Source organism: Streptomyces sodiiphilus, assembly GCF_039529215.1.
GTDB classification, from domain to species: domain Bacteria; phylum Actinomycetota; class Actinomycetes; order Streptomycetales; family Streptomycetaceae; genus Streptomyces; species Streptomyces sodiiphilus.
This window is the reverse complement of record NZ_BAAAMJ010000052.1, coordinates 56,576-72,957: the sequence shown is the minus strand read 5'-3', so window position 1 is coordinate 72,957 and position 16,382 is coordinate 56,576. Positions and strand designations below refer to the sequence as shown.

Genomic DNA, 16,382 nt, shown 5'->3' with positions numbered 1-16,382 from the left:
GTGGATAACCCGGGGCGGTCATCCACATCAGCTCCGCAGGTCGTCGCCCCGGCCGTCCAGGCAGCGGGTCAGCCAGTCCGCCGCGCCCAGGAAATCCTCGTCGGTCGTGCCCGCCCGCACCGTCGGCCGCACCTCGTCCGCCCGCGGATAGGAGCCGAGGAAACGGACCCCCGAGCACAACCGCTTCAGACCCATCAGGGCCTCCCCGACCCGCCGGTCCGCGATGTGCCCCTCGCAGTCCACGGAGAAGCAGTAACGGCCGATGCCCTGCCCGGTGGGGCGCGACTCGATCCGCATCATGTTGACCCCGCAGGTGGCGTACTCCTGCAGCAGCTCCAGCAGGGCACCCGGGTGGTCCTCGCGCAACCACAGCACCACGGAGGTCTTGTCCGCGCCGGTGGGGGCCGCGGGGCGGGCCGGCCGGCCGACGAGCACGAACCGGGTGGCCGCGTTCTCCGCGTCGTGGATGTCGGTGACCAGCGGCTCCAGACCGTAGGTGGCGGCCGCGAACTCCCCGGCGAACGCCGCGTCGAACCGGCCCTCCTGCACCAGCCGGGCGCCGTCCGCGTTGGAGGCGGCCGATTCCCACTGCGCGTCCGGCAGATGCCGGGACAGCCAGCCGCGCACCTGGGGCTGCGCCACCGGATGCCCGGTGACCGTCTTGACGGAGTCCAGGGAGGTGCCCGGGCGCACCAGCAGCGCGAAGGCGATGGGCAGCAGCACCTCCCGGTAGATCATCAGCGGGCGCCCGGACGCCAGCTCGTCGACGGTGGCGGAGACCCCGCCCTCCACCGAGTTCTCGATCGGGACCAGCGCCCCGGCGGCCTCCCCGGCCCGCACGGCGTCCAGCGCGGCGGGCACCGAGACCATCGGCACCAGTTCGCGGGTGGCGGCCTCCGGGAGCGTGCGCAGGGCGGCCTCGGTGAACGTGCCCTCCGGGCCGAGATAGGTGTAGCGGCTCGCTGCCATGACTTCACCATAGTCCCGTCCGGGCACCCGGGGATCCGCGTCCGCGGTGCTCACCGCCCCTCGATCAGCCGCTGCCCCACGTACTCGCCCGGCCGGGGGCCGCCCGGCACGGCGAACAGCCCGCTGGCCTCGTGCCGGATGAACGCCGAGAGCGCGTCGCCGCGGTCCAGCTTCCGCTGCACCGGGACGAACCCCCGCCGCGGGTCGGCCTGCCAGCACACGAACAGCAGCCCGGCGTCCGGCGCGCCGTCGTCGCGGAAGCCGTCGTGGTAGGAGAAGGAACGCCGCAGCATCGCCGCGCCGCCGTTGGCCTCCGGGGCCGTGATGCGGGCATGGGCGTTGGCGGGGATCACCGGACGGCCGTCCGGGCCCGTCGCGTCGAGCTCCAGCGGTGTGGTCTCCTCGCCGCCGGTCAGCGGCGCGCCGTCCGCCTTGCGGCGGCCGATCACCCGTTCCTGGGACGTCAGGTCCAGCTCCTCCCAGTCGTCCAGCAGCATCCGGATGCGGCGCACCACGGCGTAGGAGCCGCCCGCCATCCAGGACGGCTCGCCGCCGTCGGGGACGAAGACCCGCCCGGCGAAGTCCTCGTCCGACTCCTTCAGGTTGTTGGTGCCGTCGACCTGGCCCATCAGATTGCGGGTGGTCATCGGCCGGGCGGTGGCGCCGGGGGTGCGGTTGAAGCCGGTCATCTGCCAGCGCACCGAGGCGGCGTCCCCGGCGGCGCGCTGGAGGGCGCGCAGCGCGTGGAAGGCGACGAGCGCGTCGTCGGCGCCGATCTGCACCCACAGGTCGCCCTCCGAGCGCCGGGCGTCCAGGGTGTCGGCGGAGAACGCGGGCAGCGGGGCCAGGGCGTCCGGGCGGTCCTCGGCCAGGCCGGTGGCGTCGAAGAAGCTGTACCCGAAGCCGAAGGTCACGGTCAGCGAGGAGGGCCCGGCGTCCCGGGCCACCCCGGTGTCCTCCGTCGTGGGCCGCCCGGCCATCAGGTCCTCGGCCGTGGCCGACCAGCGGCGCAGCAGCCCCGCGGCCAGCCGGCGGTCGGCGCCGGGTGCCAGGTCGAAGGCGGCCAGATGGCCATGGGCCTGCACGGGGGTGGTGATGCCCGGCTGGTGGGTGCCGTGGAAGGAGTGGGCGGTGCTGCCGAGGGTGGTCAGCGCCGGCCCGCTGTCGGCGGTGAGGGCGGTACGGGCCAGGGTGCTTCCGGCACCGCCCACGGCCAGGCCGGCCACTCCGGTGGTGGCGGCGGCACCGAGCAGCCCGCGCCGGGTGGGCGCCGGGCCGCTCGCCGGGGGACGGCCGGAGGAGTCGGCGGAGGAACGGTCGGGGGTGCGGTGGTGCATGGCAGGAGTCACGGCTTCACTCGACGGAATCACTCGACGGAAAAGGTCACGGTCTCGGTCACCTGGTCGATGTCCGAGGTGCGGATGGTCAGGGAGAGCTCCCACTCGCCGGGGCGGGGCAGCAGGACGCCGGGGGCCGTCCAGTGGCCGACGCCGGTGTGGTCCGGCTCGTGGCGCAGTGGGCCGAGATCCTCGGCGGGCAGGGTGAGGGCGGCCTGCACTTCCACGGCGCCGGTGGGCAGGCCCTCGGGGTCGGTCAGCCGGATGTGCAGGGTGTTGTCCCCCACCCGGCCCGGTTCGACGTCCAGCAGGACGGTGCCCCGGCCGTGCTCGCCACCGGTGTCGAACGGCACGGTCAGGGAGACCGGGCCGGCCGGCTCGCCGGCGGGTGAGCCGGGCGGCGCCCCGGACTCCTGGGCGGCGGCCTCGGTGCGGGCCGGGCTGGTGCCGGTCAGTGCGGTGGTCACGGCGAGCACCAGGACGGCGATGACGGCCTCGGCGAGCACCGAGCGGCGCAGGCCGCGGCGTGCCGGGTCGGCGTCCCGCCGCTGCCGGAGGCGGGTGCGCTCCACGGCGGCGCGCTGCCGCGCGAGCTGCTGGGCGCGGACCGGGTCGGCGACCGCCGCCGGTGCGGCGCTCGCGGCCGGTCCGGGGACGGCGGCCTCCCGCACCGCCGCGCCGTCCGCCCCCTCCGCCGTGTGCTCGGCCTTCTCCTGCGCCTCGGCGGGGGCGTCCGCGAGGCGGGCGGTCCAGCGGCGGGAGATCCACGCGGCGGCCAGCAGCAGGCCGAAGAGTCCGGTCTTGGCCAGCAGCAGCGCACCGTAGGAGGTGCCGGTCAGCGCGTCCCAGGAGCCGGTCTGCCGCCAGGACTGGTACAGCCCGGTGACCACCAGGGCGGACACGCAGGTGAGGGCGAGCACCGAGAAGCGGCGCACCACCGCCCGGGGGACGGCGTGCCCGCGGTGCAGCAGGAGCAGCAGGACGGTCAGCCCGCCGAGCCAGCCGGCGACGGCGAGCAGGTGGACGATGTGCGACGGAACGGCGAGCGGCACCTGCGGGCCGCTGGAGGCGTGCTCGGCCAGCGCCCAGGTGGCGGCGATGCAGGCAGCGACCGCCGCGCCCCCGGCGGCCAGCCCGCGGGTGAGGTCGCGCTGCCGCGGGCCGTCCGCCGCCCCGGCCCGCTCGTGGGCGCGGGCCCAGGTGCCGAAGAGCAGGGCGACGAAGAATCCGGCGGCGGCCATCAGCAGCAGCCGGGCGGTGAGGGCGGTACCGGGCCCGCTGCCGATGACGGCCCGCAGCCCGGCCGGGTCGAAGGCGTCGGTCAGGGGGCCGGAGGTCTCGTAGGGGCGGCGCAGCAGCAGGAGGGCGAGGGTGGCCGCGGTGAGCGCGGCCCAGCCGGTGACGACCGCGCGCTGGACGGTTCGCACCCGGGCCGCGGCGGGCCCGTACAGCAGCACGAAGGCGCTGCCGCCGGCCAGCAGGACGAAGCCGGCGTAGGCGGCGTACCGGGCCGTGCCGTACAGCAGGGTGACCGTGGAGGCGGGCCCTCCGGCACCGGGGCCCGCGGCGTCCACGGAGGTCTCGGAGGGGGCGCCGACGGAGAAGGTGAAGGCGCCGGACACCGGGTGGCTGTCGGTGGAGACGACTTGCCAGGCGACGGTGTAGGTGCCCGGCGCCAGGTCCGCCGGCAACGGTACGCCGTACACGGCGTCGCCGCCGTCCATGGCAGTGACGGCGCCGTCCTCGACGCGCTCCCCGGCCGGGTCCAGGACCCGGATGGAGTCGGGGGAGACGGCGACCTTCTCGGAGAAGGTGAGGGTGACGTCCCGGGGTGCCTCGGGCACCACCTCTCCGTCCTCCGGCGTGCTGCCGGTCAGGGCGGCGTGCGCGGCGGCCGGGGCGGCGGTCAGCAGGACCGCCGCGCACGCCGCGGTGAGCAGCGCCAGGGCCGGCAGCAGCGCGAGGACCGCGCGGCGGCCCGGGGGACGGGAGGTGGTGCCGGGCATCAGAGGATCACCCTCCTTGGTGACCGGTGTGGATGGCGGCCTTGACCGGCACCTCGAGGGTGATGCGGCCGGACTTCTCGAATTCGAGTTCGATGGTGACGGTGTCGCCCTCGGTGGGTTTGGGGTCGAGGTCGAAGAACATCAGGTGGTTCCCGCCGCGCTTCAGTTCGAGTTCGCCCCCGGCGGGCACCGGGAACGACTCGACCTGCCGCATGGCGTTGTCGACGGTTTCGTGCAGTTCGACCTTCCCGGCGATGTCGCTGTCGGCCGACAGCAGGGTGTCGTCCTCGTCGCCGGAGTTGACGACGGTGAGGAAGCCCCCGGCCCGCCGTTCGTCGACCGGTTCGGGCATGAAGGCGCCCTCGGTCGTCAGTTCGGGTCCGCCGGAGCCGGAGCAGCCGGTCAGGCCCAGGGCCAGGGCCGCGAGAAGCGCCGAGGCGCGACGGATGGTGCGGTGTGTCACGGTGTCTCCCCCGCGATGATCTTGGGCAGGTCTGCTTCGTAGGTCTCCACCGGGGTGTCCTCGGTGTAGAGGACGTGGCCCTTGTCGTCGCCGGGCAGGAACGCCAGCAGCGAGGAGCCGTGGGTGGAGACGATGCCGCCGTTGTCGTCCTCGTAGGGGGCGTCGATGTGCACGCCCACCGACCGGGCGGCCGCCTGGATCTCCTCGAAGTCGCCGGTCAGGCCGATGAAGTCGGGGGCCTGGGCCTTGAGCCAGGGCCCCAGCGACTCGGGGGTGTCGCGCTCCGGGTCGGAGGTGATGAACACCACCCGCAGGGCCTCGCGCTGCTCCTGCGTGAGGCTGTCGGCGGCGACCGCGATGTTGCTCATGGTGAGCGGGCAGACGTCGGGGCAGTTGGTGTAGCCGAAGTAGAGCAGGGTCGGGTGGCCCGCGGTCTCGGCGACGAGGTCGTAGGGTTCCCCGTCGGTGCCCGTCAGGGTGATGTCGGGCTTGTCGAAGGGCTGGTCGAGGACGGTGCCCCGGTCGGCGGAGGTGCCGCCGGAGACCTCGGCCGCGTCCGCGCCGTGGTTCTGGTGGTCTGTGTGGCCGTCGCTGCCGCACGCCGCCAGGGCGAGCGCGGCGGCGACGGCGAGCAGACCGGTACGGATGTTCCGGATGTGCATGTGGTGTTCCTGTGGTGAGCGGGGTTCCGGGGGCGGGCGCGGGCCCGCCCCCGGAAGGGATCAGGAGGCGCCGGGGCGGCGCCGGGCGAGGAGACCGAAGGCGACGCCGGCCGCACCGGCCAGGATGCCGACGACCGCCATCACCCGGGCCGTGGTGTCGGTGGTGGAGGCCGCCGCCGTCTCCCCGGACGCCCCGTGGCCGCCGTCCGCGGCGGTGTCATGGGCGGCGGTGTCGTCGTCGCCGCCGGAGGAGTCGTGGCCGTCGCCGCCGGAGGAGTCGTGGCCGTTGCCGGAGGCGACCAGTTCCAGGACGGCCGCGGGGTGGTCGGGGTGCGAGCCGTCCTCGGCGGGCTCCTCGATCCAGCGGACGACCTCGTCGCTGTCATAGGTCTGGATGGCCTTGAACACCAGCCGGTCGGCGTCCTCGGGCAGCCGGCCCATGGAGACCGGGAACTGCTGGAACATGCCGGGCCGGATCTCCCCGCCGCTCCAGACGATCCTGCTGGGCGCCTCGGTGATCTGCCGGCCGTGCACCTCCAGCGGCTCGTCGAGCTCGGTGACCTCGACCTCGACCTCCCAGCCCGGGACGGGCTGCGGCATCACCGAGGCCACGGGGTGACCGGGGTCCAGGTGCACCTCCAGCCGGACGGTGGAGGCGTCGTCGCGCTCGTTGGGGACCTTGAAGTTGACGGTGCTGTAGCCGCCCCGGCCGGCCTCGGACGGGTCGACGGTGACGTGGGCGGCGGCCGGTCCGGCCAGCGCCAGGACACCGGCGGCGGCGAGGGCGGCGCAGGACAGCAGGCGGTTGCGATGCATGCGTGAGTACTCCACGGACAGTGTGGGGACAGGGAGGTGTGCGCGCGGCGGCGGCGCACCCGTCCCGTCCGGGAGCGTGGTGCGTCAGGCCGCGAGGGAGAACGGACCGGCCGCGGGCGGCGGGCCGCGTCGGATCACCGTGTCCGGGAGGACGACGCCCTCCGTCGCGGGGGTGGCGTGGTGATGGCCGGGGCGGCGCGGCCGGAGCGGAGCGGCGGGCGGCAGCAGCGGCCCGCACAGGGCCCGTGCCAGGCGCACCGCGGCGCGCAGCGCGCCCAGGATCCGCGGGACGGGCCCGCCGGCGGGCCGGCGGGCGGAGAGCCGGATCAGCTTCCACAGTGCCGCCTCGCCGCGGGTCAGCACCCATCCGGTGGCGAGGGCGGCGAGCAGGTGACCGGTCAGCATCGGGCCGGAGACCAGAGACTCCAGGGCCTGGCCGGCCTGCTCCGCGATGCCCGGGGCCGCCGGCATCGGCAGCCCCGCGTCGAGCACGATCCGCACCGCCTCCGCCTCGGTGAGCCCGGCGGCGTGGTCGTTGCACAGCAGCCGCCCGGCCATGGCGAGCGGGTCGGGCCCGGCGGCGTGGCCCTGGGCGACGGAGAACAGGCAGTGCAGGGCGAGCTGCGCGGCCGCCAGCGCGGCGGCCAGGCCGGGCAGCGAGCGGCGTTCCCGGCCCGCCGGGAAGGCGGTGACGGCCAGGATCAGCAGCCAGCCGGCGACCGGGGCCCACAGCGGCAGCGCCGGGCCGGTCGCGGAGAGGTGCCCGGCGGAGGCCAGCGCCACACAGGCCGCGGCGAAGACCGCGGCCCGCAGCAGTCGCAGATCCGCGCCGGCACGCATAACCGCGTCATCATCTCATCGGGTCCCCGGCCGTGGTAGAGCGGGTCTGCCATTCCGGTGGGTATCGCACAGACGGTCTCGTATTCACCCGTACCGGGCCGGTGGCTATATCGACCTTTGGGTTCCGTACATCCGCTGAACGGGCGGTATGCGCGCTCCTGTGCTTACCTGGTGTCACAGTGGCAATACGTAGGGGTATGTCGAGCCGCGGCCAGGAGGCTGGAGCATGAGCATCTGGTGGTCTCTTCAACTGCGGCGGGAAGCGGCCAGCGTCCCGCTCGCCAGAAGGCTGCTGCGCGGCACCATGGAGTCGGCCGGGGTGGACGCGGACACCGCTCACGAGCTCTCGGTCGCCCTGACCGAGGCGTGCGCCAACGCCGTGCAGCACGGCGGCAGCGGCGGCTCCCAGGTCTACCGCGTCACGGCGTCCATCGACGGCGACATGTGCCGCATCGAGGTGAGCGACTCGGGGCCCGGCTTCCCGCTGGTGCCCCACACCCCCCGCCCCGAGGAGGAGCACGGCCGCGGGCTGTCCCTCATCCGGGCGCTGGCCGACCGCGTCCACTTCCACAACCGGTCCGGCACCGGCGGCGCCGTCGTCACCTTCGACAAGCACCTCAAGCGGCCCGCCGAGGTNGGCCCCCCCCCGGGGGGGGGGGGGGGGGGGGGGCCGGGGCCGTCAGGTGGCGATGTCCGGGTAGGGCAGCGTCCAGTGCGACAGCCGCCGGGCGTACTCGGTCTGGAAGCCCATCGGCTCGTGGTCGCGCTCGAACATGGCGATGAACAGCGTCAGCGTGAGAAAGGGATGGGCGCCCATCCCGAACAGCGCCGGGTAGTCGTGCGTCGCCAGCGCCTCGCGCTCGTCGTCCTCCAGGCGCAGCCAGGTGGAGGACTCCCCGCCGACGCAGTTGAGGATGCGGTTGGCGTACTCCGCCTCCCACATCTCCACCGTGCCCCGCGGGTCCTCGCGGTAGCGCTCGACCAGCTCGGGGTCCCGGTCGACGGTGTACAGAAACTTGTTCAGCAGGTACTTGCTCACGGCCGGCCGCCTTTCGGGTACCAGGTGAAGTAGGCCTCCATCGTGTGGAACAGATCGAAGGTGTCGACGTAGTCCGCCCGCTGCCCGTCGCCGGCCACGCCCATCATCAGCATGAAGTCCATGAAGCCGTGGGTGGCGTTGCCCGGCAGATGCAGGCTGTCGAGGGTGACCTCGGCCAGGCAGCCCTCGATGTCGCCCGAGGAGATCCACTCGACCGCCTTGCGGTCGAACTCCGGGTCGGGGCCGGTCGGGCCGAACTGACGCGGGCCCCCGAGCTCCAGCGACAGGTGCCCGGTGCCGATGACCGCGACCCGCCTGTCCTCGGGCCAGGACTCCACCAGCTCCCGCAGCGTGCGCCCGAGCTGCACGAACCGCTCGGGCCGGGGCAGCGGCGGGGCGAAGATGTTGGTGTAGACCGGCACGATCGGCAGGTCGTTCTGCGGGCGCAGCGTGATGATCGGGCAGGTGATGGAGTGGTCGATCCGCAGCTCGTTGGAGAACGCCAGGTCGAAACCCGCGTCGAGCCCTTCCCGCAGGATGTGGGCCGAGAGGTCCTCCTGCCCCTTCAGCACCATCTTCGGCAGCCCGAACTCACGTTCCTCGTTGTAGAAGTTGGCGTCGTAGAACGGCGCCTTGCCGACCAGGAACTGCGGCATGTTGTCCAGCCACAGCTGGTGGAAGTGGTCGGATCCCACCATGACCAGGACGTCCGGGCGCGCCCGGGTCAGCGTCTCGCGGAAGGCCTCCACCTTGCGCACCCACTCGTCGGCGAACGGCGGCCGGTCCTCCCCGGTGGAGGTGCTGGCGCGGTAGTAGAAGGGGTGGTGGGTGGACGCGATCACCGCGACCAGTTCAGCCATGCGGACCTCCGGGGGTGTCGGGAGCGGACGGGTGGGGTTCGGGGGCGACGGGCCGGTTGTTCAGGTCGACCGACAGGAAGATGTCGCGCGCCACCGGGCGGCGCAGCTCCTCCGCGAGCTGGCCGATCAGTCCCGCGGTGCGGGCCAGCAGGGCGAAGGCGCGCAGCAGTTCCAGCGGCAGGCCCAGGTCGGCGAGCGCCGCGCCGCAGACCCCGGCCCCGTTGAGCGGCAGCCGCTTGCCCAGCGCCTCGGGGTGGACGCGGCCGATCGCGGCGAACAGCGACAGGTGCGGCCCGACCAGCCCTTCCTCGGCGGCGATCTCCAGCAGGCGCGGGGTGCGCGGGTCGCCCTGCTTGTGCACGTGATGGCCGAGCCCCGGCACGAACTCCCCGGCCTCCCGCCGGGCCCGCACGGTGCGCAGGGCCAGCGCGTCCCACCCGGCGTCGTCGCCGGGCAGCGGGCCGTCGTGGGTGGCGAGCACCTCGTGCAGGAACCGCCCGCAGTCCTCGGTGACGCCCAGAAAGCGGGACCCCCCGCCGAGCAGGCCTGCCGCCAGCGCGCCCTGGACGGAGTCCGGGGCCGACAGATACGTCAGCCGGGTCACGATGGCGGTGGGGGTGAAGCCGTGGTCCGCCAGGGCGGCGAGCACCGCCTCGAAGACCCTGGTCTCCCCGGGAGAGGGCCTCCGCTGGGTGGCGAGCCAGAAGGAGAGCTCGCCGAACCCGACCGAGCCCATCACGTCGGCCGCGAGGTCCTGGCCGAGCAGGGTGATCGACTCCAGGGAGGAGGCGCCCAGCGCCGTGGGGTACTCGGGCGGATCCTCGGGCCGCGGCTGCCCCGTCATCGCCGCTCCTCCCCGTGCTCCCCGGACGTTCCCGCCGCGTCCGCCGCTTCGGGGGCGGCCAGCCAGGCGCGCAGCTCCTCGCCGTGCTCGTCGAGCCGGGGAGGCGGCAGCCGGTAGGCGGCGGGCGTCTCCGAGAACCGGATGGGGTGCCGGGTCGTCGGTACCGCCCGGTCGCCCTCGCCGACCTCGACGACCGGCTCCAGGCCGAACCGCTCGGCCATCGCGAACCCGCCGTCGATGGTGTTGATCGGCCCGCTCGGCACTCCCGCCTCGACCAGCAGCTCGAACCACTCCAGCGCGCCGCGCCTCTTCAGGCGCTCGGTCAGCAGCGGGCGCAGCTCCTCGCGGTTCGCGGTGCGGTCCGCGTTGCGGGCGAACCTCGGGTCGTCGGCGGCCTCGGGGATGCCGAGCACCTCGCAGAGCTTGCGGAACTGCCCGTCGTTGGCGGCGGCCACGATCAGGTCGTGGTCCGCGGTGGGCAGCGGCTCGTAGGGGAAGACGCTCGGGTGGGCGTTGCCCATCCGGTACGGCACCACGCCGCCGGCCGCGTAGGCCGAGCTGTGGTTGACCAGTCCGGTCAGCGCCGAGGACAGCAGATTGACCTCGACGTGCTGGCCCCGCCCGGTGGCGTCACGGTGGCGCAGGGCGGCCAGGATGCCGATGGCGGCGTGGTTGCCGGCCATCACGTCGAACACCGAGATCCCGGCGCGGTAGGGGGGGCCTTCCGGGTCGCCGGTCAGGCTCATCAGGCCGGAGATCGCCTGCACCATCAGGTCGTAGCCCGGCACGTTCCGGCCGGGGCCGGTGCCGAAGCCGCTGATGGAGGCGTACACCACACCGGGGTTGGTCTCCCGCACCGACGCGTAGTCCAGGCCGAAGCGGTCCATCCCGCCCGGCTTGAGGTTCTCGATGAGCACATCGGCGCGCCGGGCCAGCTCCCGGGCCGCGCCGGCGTCGGCCTCGTCGCGCAGGTCCAGGGCGATCGACCGCTTTCCGCGGTTGATGCCCAGGTAGTACGTGGAGACCTCGTCGCGCACCGGCGGCATCCAGGAGCGGGTGTCGTCCCCGCCGGGGCCCTCGACCTTGATGACCTCGGCCCCCAGATCCGCGAGAAGCATCGTGGTGTACGGGCCCGCGAGGATGCGGGAGAAGTCGGCCACCAGCACACCGGACAGTGGCCCACCCCCTGTGGTCCCCTCCGGCCGGGTGTCGTCTGCCATCCCGATCCTCCTCCTCGTCCGTTGGGCGGACATGTGTCCGCTGGACTGATTGTGGCATCACCGGGGAGGCGTCCGTCAAGGGCCACGGCCCGCCGGTCAGGTCCCGGCCTGCTCGCGCGGTGCCGCGGCGTCCCGCGTGACGTGCGGCACCGTCTCCAGCCGGGCGAAGTCCGCGCTGGTCTCGCCGGCCGCCTGGAGCAGCAGCGGCAGGTGATGATCCAGGAGCCGCTCCACCGGTGTCTCGGCCGCGTGGGTGTTCACATTGATCGCGGCTATCACCCGGCCCGAGCCGTCCCGCAGCGGTGCGGCGACCGAGCGGATGCCGCGCGCCAGCTGCTCGTCGGTCAGCGCCCAGCCCCGGGCCCTGACCTCCCGCAGCTCCGCCTCCCGCTCGTCGCGGCCGGGCCGCCAGCGCGGCACCAGGCCCGAGCGGGTCGGCTCGGCCAGCACGGCGTCGGCCTCCTGCGGCGGCAGGGCGGCCAGCAGCACCTTGCCCAGTGAGGTCTGCAGAGCGGGGAAGCGGGTGCCGATCTGCACCGAGAGCGTCACGATCCGCGGCACCGACACCCGGGCCACGTAGACGATGTCCGACCCGTCGAGCTGGGCGATCGAGCACGACTCGCCGGTCCTGGCCGACAGCTCCTCCAGATGCGGGCGCGCCACCTCCCACAGCCCGGTCGAGCGCACATAGGCCACGCCCAGGTCCAGCACCCTGGGGGTGAGGGCGAACCCCGTCCCGTCCGGGCGGACATAGCCCAGCTCCCGCAGGGTGAGCAGGATCCGCCGGGCGGTCGGCCGTGCCAGGCCCGTCGCGGCGGCCACCTCGCTCAGCGACATGGCGGGCCGCCCGGGGGAGAAGGCGGTGATCACCTCCAGCCCGCGGGCCAGCGCCTCGATGAAATCCGGTCCGGTGCCCTCGCGCGGCATGGCGTCTCCTCCGAAAAACGGGAACGGGACCGGCAATCTAACCCCCGTCCGGCAGCCGGACGTACCGGCCGGAGGGCCGGGCCGCGCCGCCGGCGCCGGTGCGGCCCGGTGAATCCGCAGGTCGGGCCGGTCGTGGGCCGGACAGGGGCGGGGCTGGAAACCCATGCTGTCGCCGCCCGGCGGAAATCGGCGGAAGCGGTCGGCCGCAGAGCGGACAGGAGGCCCGTCGCTCTCCTCCCGCGGCGGAGGGCCACCGGGAGATCACGGCGAACGGAAGTCGGCCGCCGGTCTTGACACCGGCCGCGCCGCTCATCAGAGTGACAGCCACCCCTGGCTGACCGCATGACGGACGATGGTCCGGAGATTGCCCGGCCCTGCAGCCGGGCACGGTCATCCCCGGACGAGGAGTGCAACGATGAACGAGCCCACCGCCTTCGAACCCGGACGGCCGATAGTCTTCCGCGGCGGCACGGTCCTCCCGATGGACGACGCCCGACAGGTCCTGCCGGACACCGACGTCCTGCTCATGGACGACCGGATCGCCGCCGTCGGCCCCCGGCTGCCGGTGCCGGACGGCACCGCCGAGATCGACGCCACCGACGGCATCGTGATGCCCGGCATGATCGACACCCACCGCCACATGTGGCAGACCGCCATGCGGGGCTACGGCGCCGACTGGACGCTGACCCAGTACTTCGTCTGGTACTACCTGGAGTCCGGCAGGCTCTTCCGCCCCGAGGACGTGCACGCCGGCAACCTGCTGGCCGCCATCGAGGCCGTCGACGCCGGTGTCACCACCGTCGTGGACTGGTCGCACGGCCTGCAGACCGTGGACCACGCGGATGCCGCGGTGGACGCGCTGCGCGCGGTGCCCGGCCGGTTCGTGCTGGCCTACGGCAACATCCAGCAGGCCCCGGCCCAGTGGACCGCGGACCCCGCGTTCCGGGACTTCGTGCGCCGCCGGATCACCGGCGACGACATGCTCGGCTTCCAGCTCGCCTTCGACGTCACCGGCGACCCCGAGTTTCCCGAGAAGCCCGCCTTCGAGGTCGCCCGCGAGCTCGGTGTCCCCGTCACCACACACGCCGGCGTGTGGGGGGCCACCGGCGACGACGGCATCCGGCTCATGCACGAGCACGGCTTCATGACCCCCGAGACCGTCTATGTGCACGCCGCCACGCTGTCCGCCGACTCCTACCACCGCATCGCCGCGACCGGCGGCTCCATCTCGGTGTCCACCGAGAGCGAGCAGAGCGCCGGCCAGGGCTACCCGCCCACCTGGGCCGTCTGCCGCCACGACATCCCGGTCTCGCTCTCGATGGACACCAGCGTCTGGTGGAGCGGCGACCTGTTCTCCGCCATGCGCACCACGCTGGGCGCCGACCGCTCCCGTGAGCACCTGGAGGCGCACGCCAAGGGCGACACCGTGACGCACTGCCGGCTGCGCGCCGACCAGGTGGTGGACTGGGCCACCCGCGGGGGCGCCCGGGCGCTGGGCCGCGACGCGGACCTGGGAAGCCTGGAGGCCGGCAAGAAGGCCGACCTCGTCCTCATCAAGAACGACCACTCGCCGGTGTCCTTCCCGCTGCTCAACCCGTTCGGGCACGTCGCCTTCCAGGCGCAGCGCGGGGACGTGCACACCGTGGTGGTGGACGGGAAGGTCGTCAAGCACGAGCACCGGCTGGTCGGCATCGACCTCGCCGCGGCCCGCCGGGAGATCGAGCGGACCGTCGACCACCTGCGCTCCTCCCTCGGCGAGGAGGGCTGGCGCAAGGGCATGAACCCCGAGGTCCCCGAGACGGACCTGCTGGACAACCCGTACACCTATACCGATTTCCGCACCTCGGCGACCCACTCGGCGGCGACCGGGGAGTGAACCGTCCCGGCCGGCCCGGGGGCGGCCGGGCCCTTGTCGCGGACGGCGGGATGTGCCATACATGGTCCAGACCTTTAGTCCGGACGAGGAAGGCATGCCCGTGGGACGGATATCCGGCTTCGCCGCGGCCGTCACGGCCGCGTGCCTGCTGCTGACCGCGTGCGGCGGCTCCGGTGATGACGGCGCGCCGCCGCTGCCGCCGCCCGCCGGGGTCACCGCCCACGCGAGCAGTTCCACCTCCGTCCACGTCATGTGGAACCGGGCGCCGGAGAACGCGGACGTCACCGGCTACGAGGTGTACGAGAGCGGCGAGAAGGTGGAGGACCTGCCCGGCGACCGCTACATGACCGACATCACCGGCCTGGAGCCGTCCACCGAGTACCGGTTCACCGTCCGGGCGCGGGACGCCGGGGGCGCCCTCTCGCCGCACAGCACTCAGGTGCCGGTCACCACGCTGTCCACCGCGAGCGAGGACGACCGGCCGCCGACCGCCCCGGGGAACCTGCGGGCCCGTGCCGACGGCCCGCACGCGGCCACCCTGACCTGGGACGCCGCCGAGGACGACACCGGCGTGACCTCCTACGACATCCACCAGGGCGGCGCGAAGATCCACAGCGTCTCCGGCGAGGAGACCGAGGCACTGCTCACCGGTCTGCGCCCGGACACCGAGTACGTCTTCACCGTGACCGCCCGGGACGCCGCCGACAACGTCTCGCCGCCCGGGCCCGAGGCCCGCATCACCACCCCGTCCGGGCCCGGGGAGGAGGGCGCGGGCGCCGGCACCGCACCGGCGGACTTCTCCGCCGCCGCCCGGGCCACGGCCGAGGGCCACTACCTGGATCTGTCCTGGGTGCCGCCGCGGACCGGGGGCGAGGTGCCCGAGTACCAGATCCACCTCGACGGCGAGTTCGCCACCACCCTGGTGTGGGGTGCGGAGGTGCCCACCGGGAAGGCCGAGTACAGCTTCTTCCTCACCGAGGAGAGCGGCGCCACCCATACGGTGCGCCTCCGGGCCCGGCTCCCCGACGGCCACTGGGGCGACTTCTCCGAGGAGATCACCGTCACCACCGGCGACGCGGCGCCCTGACCGGGCCGCCGTGGCCCCGGTGTCCTCAGCCCCACAGCGCCTGCCCCAGCGCACCGCCCGCGGCCAACGCCGCCAGCCCGGCGGCCACACTGGCCACGGCGTTAACCGCGGCGAGGAACCGGGCACCGGTCTCGGCCAGCCGCAGCGTCTCGTAGGAGAACGTCGAGTACGTCGTCAGGGCCCCGCACAGACCGGTACCCGCCAGCAGCTGGAGAGGCGAGGACGCGGCGCCGGCGAGCACCGCCCCCGTCAGCAGCCCCAGCCCCAGGCAGCCCGTCACGTTCACCGCGAAGGTCCCCCACGGGAACAGCCCGCGGTGCCGGGTCTGCACCGCGCGGTCCGCCAGATACCGCAGCGGCGCGCCCACCGCGGCGCCCGCCATCACCAGCAGCCAGTTCACCGTTCCGCCTCCCGCGCGCCGCCGCCCCCGCGTCGCGGCCGGCGCACCGCCCGCCGGGTGAGCGCCGCCGCGCACCACACGGCGGCCAGGGCCCCCAGCAGCGTCACGGCCAGATAGCCCAGGCCCGCCGGCAGTCGGCCGGCCTCCAGCAGCCGCTGGATGTCCAGGGCGTAGTGGGAGAACGTCGTGAACCCGCCCAGCACGCCGGTGCCCAGGAACGGACGGACCAGCGGATGAGCCCGCCCGGCCTCGCCGACCAGCACCATGAGCACCCCGATGAGGGCACAGCCGGCGACGTTGACGCCGACCGTGGCCCACGGGAACCCGCCCGGCGGGTGGGGCCACAGCCCGAATGCCGCGTACCGGGCCGCCGCTCCCAGCGCCCCGCCGGCGGCGACCGCGGCGAGCACGGAAACCCGCAGTCGCTCCCGCTCCCGCCGCTGGGCGGGGGAGGAGAGATCGACATCCGGATCGATCGGTTCGGGCACCGGCCCGGAGCCGGGGATTCCCCGCATCGGCACCTCCTCGCGTCGTCCTCGGCATCATGCCGTCGCCGCGGGGCGGGCACGCGGCGGGGGCCCGGAACCGGGCCCGGCCGCGCCGGAGGGCGGGGGCGTCAGAGGGCGGGGGCGGTGCCCGGAGCCGGGGCCGCCGCCTGCGAGGGCACCGCGGACGCGGGGTAGCAGGTGAAACCCAGCTTCGTCATGGCCCTGGTGACTTCCCCGGCGCTGAAGTCGCGCCGGTCCTGCCGGGTGACCGTGGCTCCCACCTGCTTGACGGGGTAGACCCGCCGCCCGATCCGGACGGAGGCGCCGGTGATGGGCTCGGGCGAGACACCGCTCATCGCCTGCTGGACCTCTCTCGCGGTCAGGTTGAAGGGGTAGCCGGCGATGATGCAGCGCATGGGACCTCACGGGGGAGAAGAAGGGAGTGCAGCCGTTGGTCCAGCGTCCCACGTGTGCGGTCGTGCCGGTAGCCGCGAAGGGATGAAGACGGCGGGAAAATTCCGGCGTGTCGGGGGAAGCCTTCCGCACCG

Annotated in this window: 17 protein-coding genes and 1 pseudogene; 3 read left to right on the top strand and 15 right to left on the bottom strand. The window is 74.1% G+C overall.

Annotation, left to right across the window (positions count from 1 at the left end):
* Positions 1-27: 27 nt before the first annotated feature.
* The 7 genes from pheA to ABD299_RS20310 form a co-directional block, all read right to left on the bottom strand.
* On the bottom strand, positions 28-969 hold the full coding sequence (gene pheA / locus ABD299_RS20340) for a prephenate dehydratase (RefSeq protein WP_344264611.1): 942 nt from the start codon (positions 967-969) through the stop codon (positions 28-30).
* Positions 970-1,019: 50 nt separating this feature from the next.
* Complete coding sequence (efeB, locus tag ABD299_RS20335) at positions 1,020-2,306, bottom strand: iron uptake transporter deferrochelatase/peroxidase subunit (protein ID WP_344264674.1); 1,287 nt, start codon at positions 2,304-2,306, stop codon at positions 1,020-1,022.
* A 29-nt stretch (positions 2,307-2,335) separates the two neighbouring features.
* Positions 2,336-4,312: a copper resistance CopC/CopD family protein gene (locus ABD299_RS20330; RefSeq protein ID WP_344264608.1), complete on the bottom strand. Its 1,977-nt coding sequence runs from the start codon at positions 4,310-4,312 to the stop codon at positions 2,336-2,338.
* Between the two features lie 7 nt (positions 4,313-4,319).
* Complete coding sequence (locus tag ABD299_RS20325; protein ID WP_344264605.1) at positions 4,320-4,775, bottom strand: copper chaperone PCu(A)C; 456 nt, start codon at positions 4,773-4,775, stop codon at positions 4,320-4,322.
* On the bottom strand, positions 4,772-5,437 hold the full coding sequence (locus tag ABD299_RS20320; RefSeq protein ID WP_344264602.1) for an SCO family protein: 666 nt from the start codon (positions 5,435-5,437) through the stop codon (positions 4,772-4,774). Before ABD299_RS20320 ends, ABD299_RS20325 begins: the two co-directional genes overlap by 4 nt.
* A 60-nt stretch (positions 5,438-5,497) precedes the next feature.
* The gene (locus ABD299_RS20315) at positions 5,498-6,253 is read right to left on the bottom strand and encodes a YcnI family copper-binding membrane protein (RefSeq protein ID WP_344264599.1); all 756 of its coding nucleotides are present in this window, start codon (positions 6,251-6,253) and stop codon (positions 5,498-5,500) included.
* An 84-nt stretch (positions 6,254-6,337) separates the two neighbouring features.
* The gene (locus tag ABD299_RS20310) at positions 6,338-7,093 is read right to left on the bottom strand and encodes a hypothetical protein (protein WP_344264596.1); all 756 of its coding nucleotides are present in this window, start codon (positions 7,091-7,093) and stop codon (positions 6,338-6,340) included.
* A 226-nt stretch (positions 7,094-7,319) separates the two neighbouring features.
* On the opposite strand from ABD299_RS20310, the pseudogene ABD299_RS20305 reads away from it, so the two are divergent.
* Positions 7,320-7,715, top strand: a pseudogene (locus tag ABD299_RS20305) (ATP-binding protein); the annotation flags it as partial.
* A 57-nt stretch (positions 7,716-7,772) separates the two neighbouring features.
* On the opposite strand, the gene ABD299_RS20300 reads toward ABD299_RS20305, so the two are convergent.
* The 5 genes from ABD299_RS20300 to ABD299_RS20280 form a co-directional block, all read right to left on the bottom strand.
* Entirely contained in the window at positions 7,773-8,132 is a 360-nt protein-coding gene (locus tag ABD299_RS20300; RefSeq protein WP_344264593.1) for a hypothetical protein, read from the bottom strand.
* Positions 8,129-8,992 (bottom strand): DODA-type extradiol aromatic ring-opening family dioxygenase, encoded by an 864-nt coding sequence (locus tag ABD299_RS20295; RefSeq protein WP_344264590.1) that lies wholly within the window; start codon positions 8,990-8,992, stop codon positions 8,129-8,131. Before ABD299_RS20295 ends, ABD299_RS20300 begins: the two co-directional genes overlap by 4 nt.
* Entirely contained in the window at positions 8,985-9,836 is an 852-nt protein-coding gene (locus ABD299_RS20290) for a citryl-CoA lyase (RefSeq protein ID WP_344264587.1), read from the bottom strand. Before ABD299_RS20290 ends, ABD299_RS20295 begins: the two co-directional genes overlap by 8 nt.
* Positions 9,833-11,056: a CaiB/BaiF CoA transferase family protein gene (locus tag ABD299_RS20285; RefSeq protein ID WP_344264584.1), complete on the bottom strand. Its 1,224-nt coding sequence runs from the start codon at positions 11,054-11,056 to the stop codon at positions 9,833-9,835. The genes ABD299_RS20290 and ABD299_RS20285 overlap by 4 nt, the downstream gene beginning before the upstream one ends.
* Positions 11,057-11,152: 96 nt before the next feature.
* Positions 11,153-11,983: an IclR family transcriptional regulator domain-containing protein gene (locus tag ABD299_RS20280; RefSeq protein ID WP_344264581.1), complete on the bottom strand. Its 831-nt coding sequence runs from the start codon at positions 11,981-11,983 to the stop codon at positions 11,153-11,155.
* Positions 11,984-12,398: 415 nt separating this feature from the next.
* Between ABD299_RS20280 and ABD299_RS20275 the strand changes: the two genes are divergently transcribed.
* Entirely contained in the window at positions 12,399-13,859 is a 1,461-nt protein-coding gene (locus tag ABD299_RS20275) for an amidohydrolase family protein (protein ID WP_344264578.1), read from the top strand.
* Between the two features lie 94 nt (positions 13,860-13,953).
* Complete coding sequence (locus tag ABD299_RS20270; protein ID WP_344264671.1) at positions 13,954-14,946, top strand: fibronectin type III domain-containing protein; 993 nt, start codon at positions 13,954-13,956, stop codon at positions 14,944-14,946.
* A 25-nt stretch (positions 14,947-14,971) separates the two neighbouring features.
* On the opposite strand, the gene crcB (ABD299_RS20265) is transcribed toward ABD299_RS20270, so the two are convergent.
* From crcB (ABD299_RS20265) to ABD299_RS20255, 3 genes are all read right to left on the bottom strand, one after another.
* Positions 14,972-15,346, bottom strand: coding sequence for a fluoride efflux transporter CrcB (gene crcB, locus ABD299_RS20265; RefSeq protein ID WP_344264575.1), 375 nt, complete (start codon positions 15,344-15,346; stop codon positions 14,972-14,974).
* Entirely contained in the window at positions 15,343-15,861 is a 519-nt protein-coding gene (crcB, locus tag ABD299_RS20260; RefSeq protein WP_344264572.1) for a fluoride efflux transporter CrcB, read from the bottom strand. Before crcB (ABD299_RS20260) ends, crcB (ABD299_RS20265) begins: the two co-directional genes overlap by 4 nt.
* 101 nt (positions 15,862-15,962) lie before the next feature.
* Positions 15,963-16,250, bottom strand: coding sequence for an SCO5918 family protein (locus ABD299_RS20255; RefSeq protein WP_344264569.1), 288 nt, complete (start codon positions 16,248-16,250; stop codon positions 15,963-15,965).
* Positions 16,251-16,382: the final 132 nt, after the last annotated feature.

Coding starts and splice junctions, on each gene's coding strand:
- ABD299_RS20295 (WP_344264590.1), bottom strand. CDS start 8,992: ATGGCTGAACTGGTCGCGGTGATCGCGTCCACCCACCACCCCTTCTAC.
- ABD299_RS20290 (WP_344264587.1), bottom strand. CDS start 9,836: ATGACGGGGCAGCCGCGGCCCGAGGATCCGCCCGAGTACCCCACGGCG.
- pheA (WP_344264611.1), bottom strand. CDS start 969: ATGGCAGCGAGCCGCTACACCTATCTCGGCCCGGAGGGCACGTTCACC.
- ABD299_RS20270 (WP_344264671.1), top strand. CDS start 13,954: ATGCCCGTGGGACGGATATCCGGCTTCGCCGCGGCCGTCACGGCCGCG.
- ABD299_RS20255 (WP_344264569.1), bottom strand. CDS start 16,250: ATGCGCTGCATCATCGCCGGCTACCCCTTCAACCTGACCGCGAGAGAG.
- ABD299_RS20275 (WP_344264578.1), top strand. CDS start 12,399: ATGAACGAGCCCACCGCCTTCGAACCCGGACGGCCGATAGTCTTCCGC.
- ABD299_RS20285 (WP_344264584.1), bottom strand. CDS start 11,056: ATGGCAGACGACACCCGGCCGGAGGGGACCACAGGGGGTGGGCCACTG.
- ABD299_RS20310 (WP_344264596.1), bottom strand. CDS start 7,093: ATGCGTGCCGGCGCGGATCTGCGACTGCTGCGGGCCGCGGTCTTCGCC.
- ABD299_RS20315 (WP_344264599.1), bottom strand. CDS start 6,253: ATGCATCGCAACCGCCTGCTGTCCTGCGCCGCCCTCGCCGCCGCCGGT.
- ABD299_RS20320 (WP_344264602.1), bottom strand. CDS start 5,437: ATGCACATCCGGAACATCCGTACCGGTCTGCTCGCCGTCGCCGCCGCG.
- efeB (WP_344264674.1), bottom strand. CDS start 2,306: ATGCACCACCGCACCCCCGACCGTTCCTCCGCCGACTCCTCCGGCCGT.
- crcB (WP_344264572.1), bottom strand. CDS start 15,861: ATGCGGGGAATCCCCGGCTCCGGGCCGGTGCCCGAACCGATCGATCCG.
- ABD299_RS20280 (WP_344264581.1), bottom strand. CDS start 11,983: ATGCCGCGCGAGGGCACCGGACCGGATTTCATCGAGGCGCTGGCCCGC.
- ABD299_RS20330 (WP_344264608.1), bottom strand. CDS start 4,312: ATGCCCGGCACCACCTCCCGTCCCCCGGGCCGCCGCGCGGTCCTCGCG.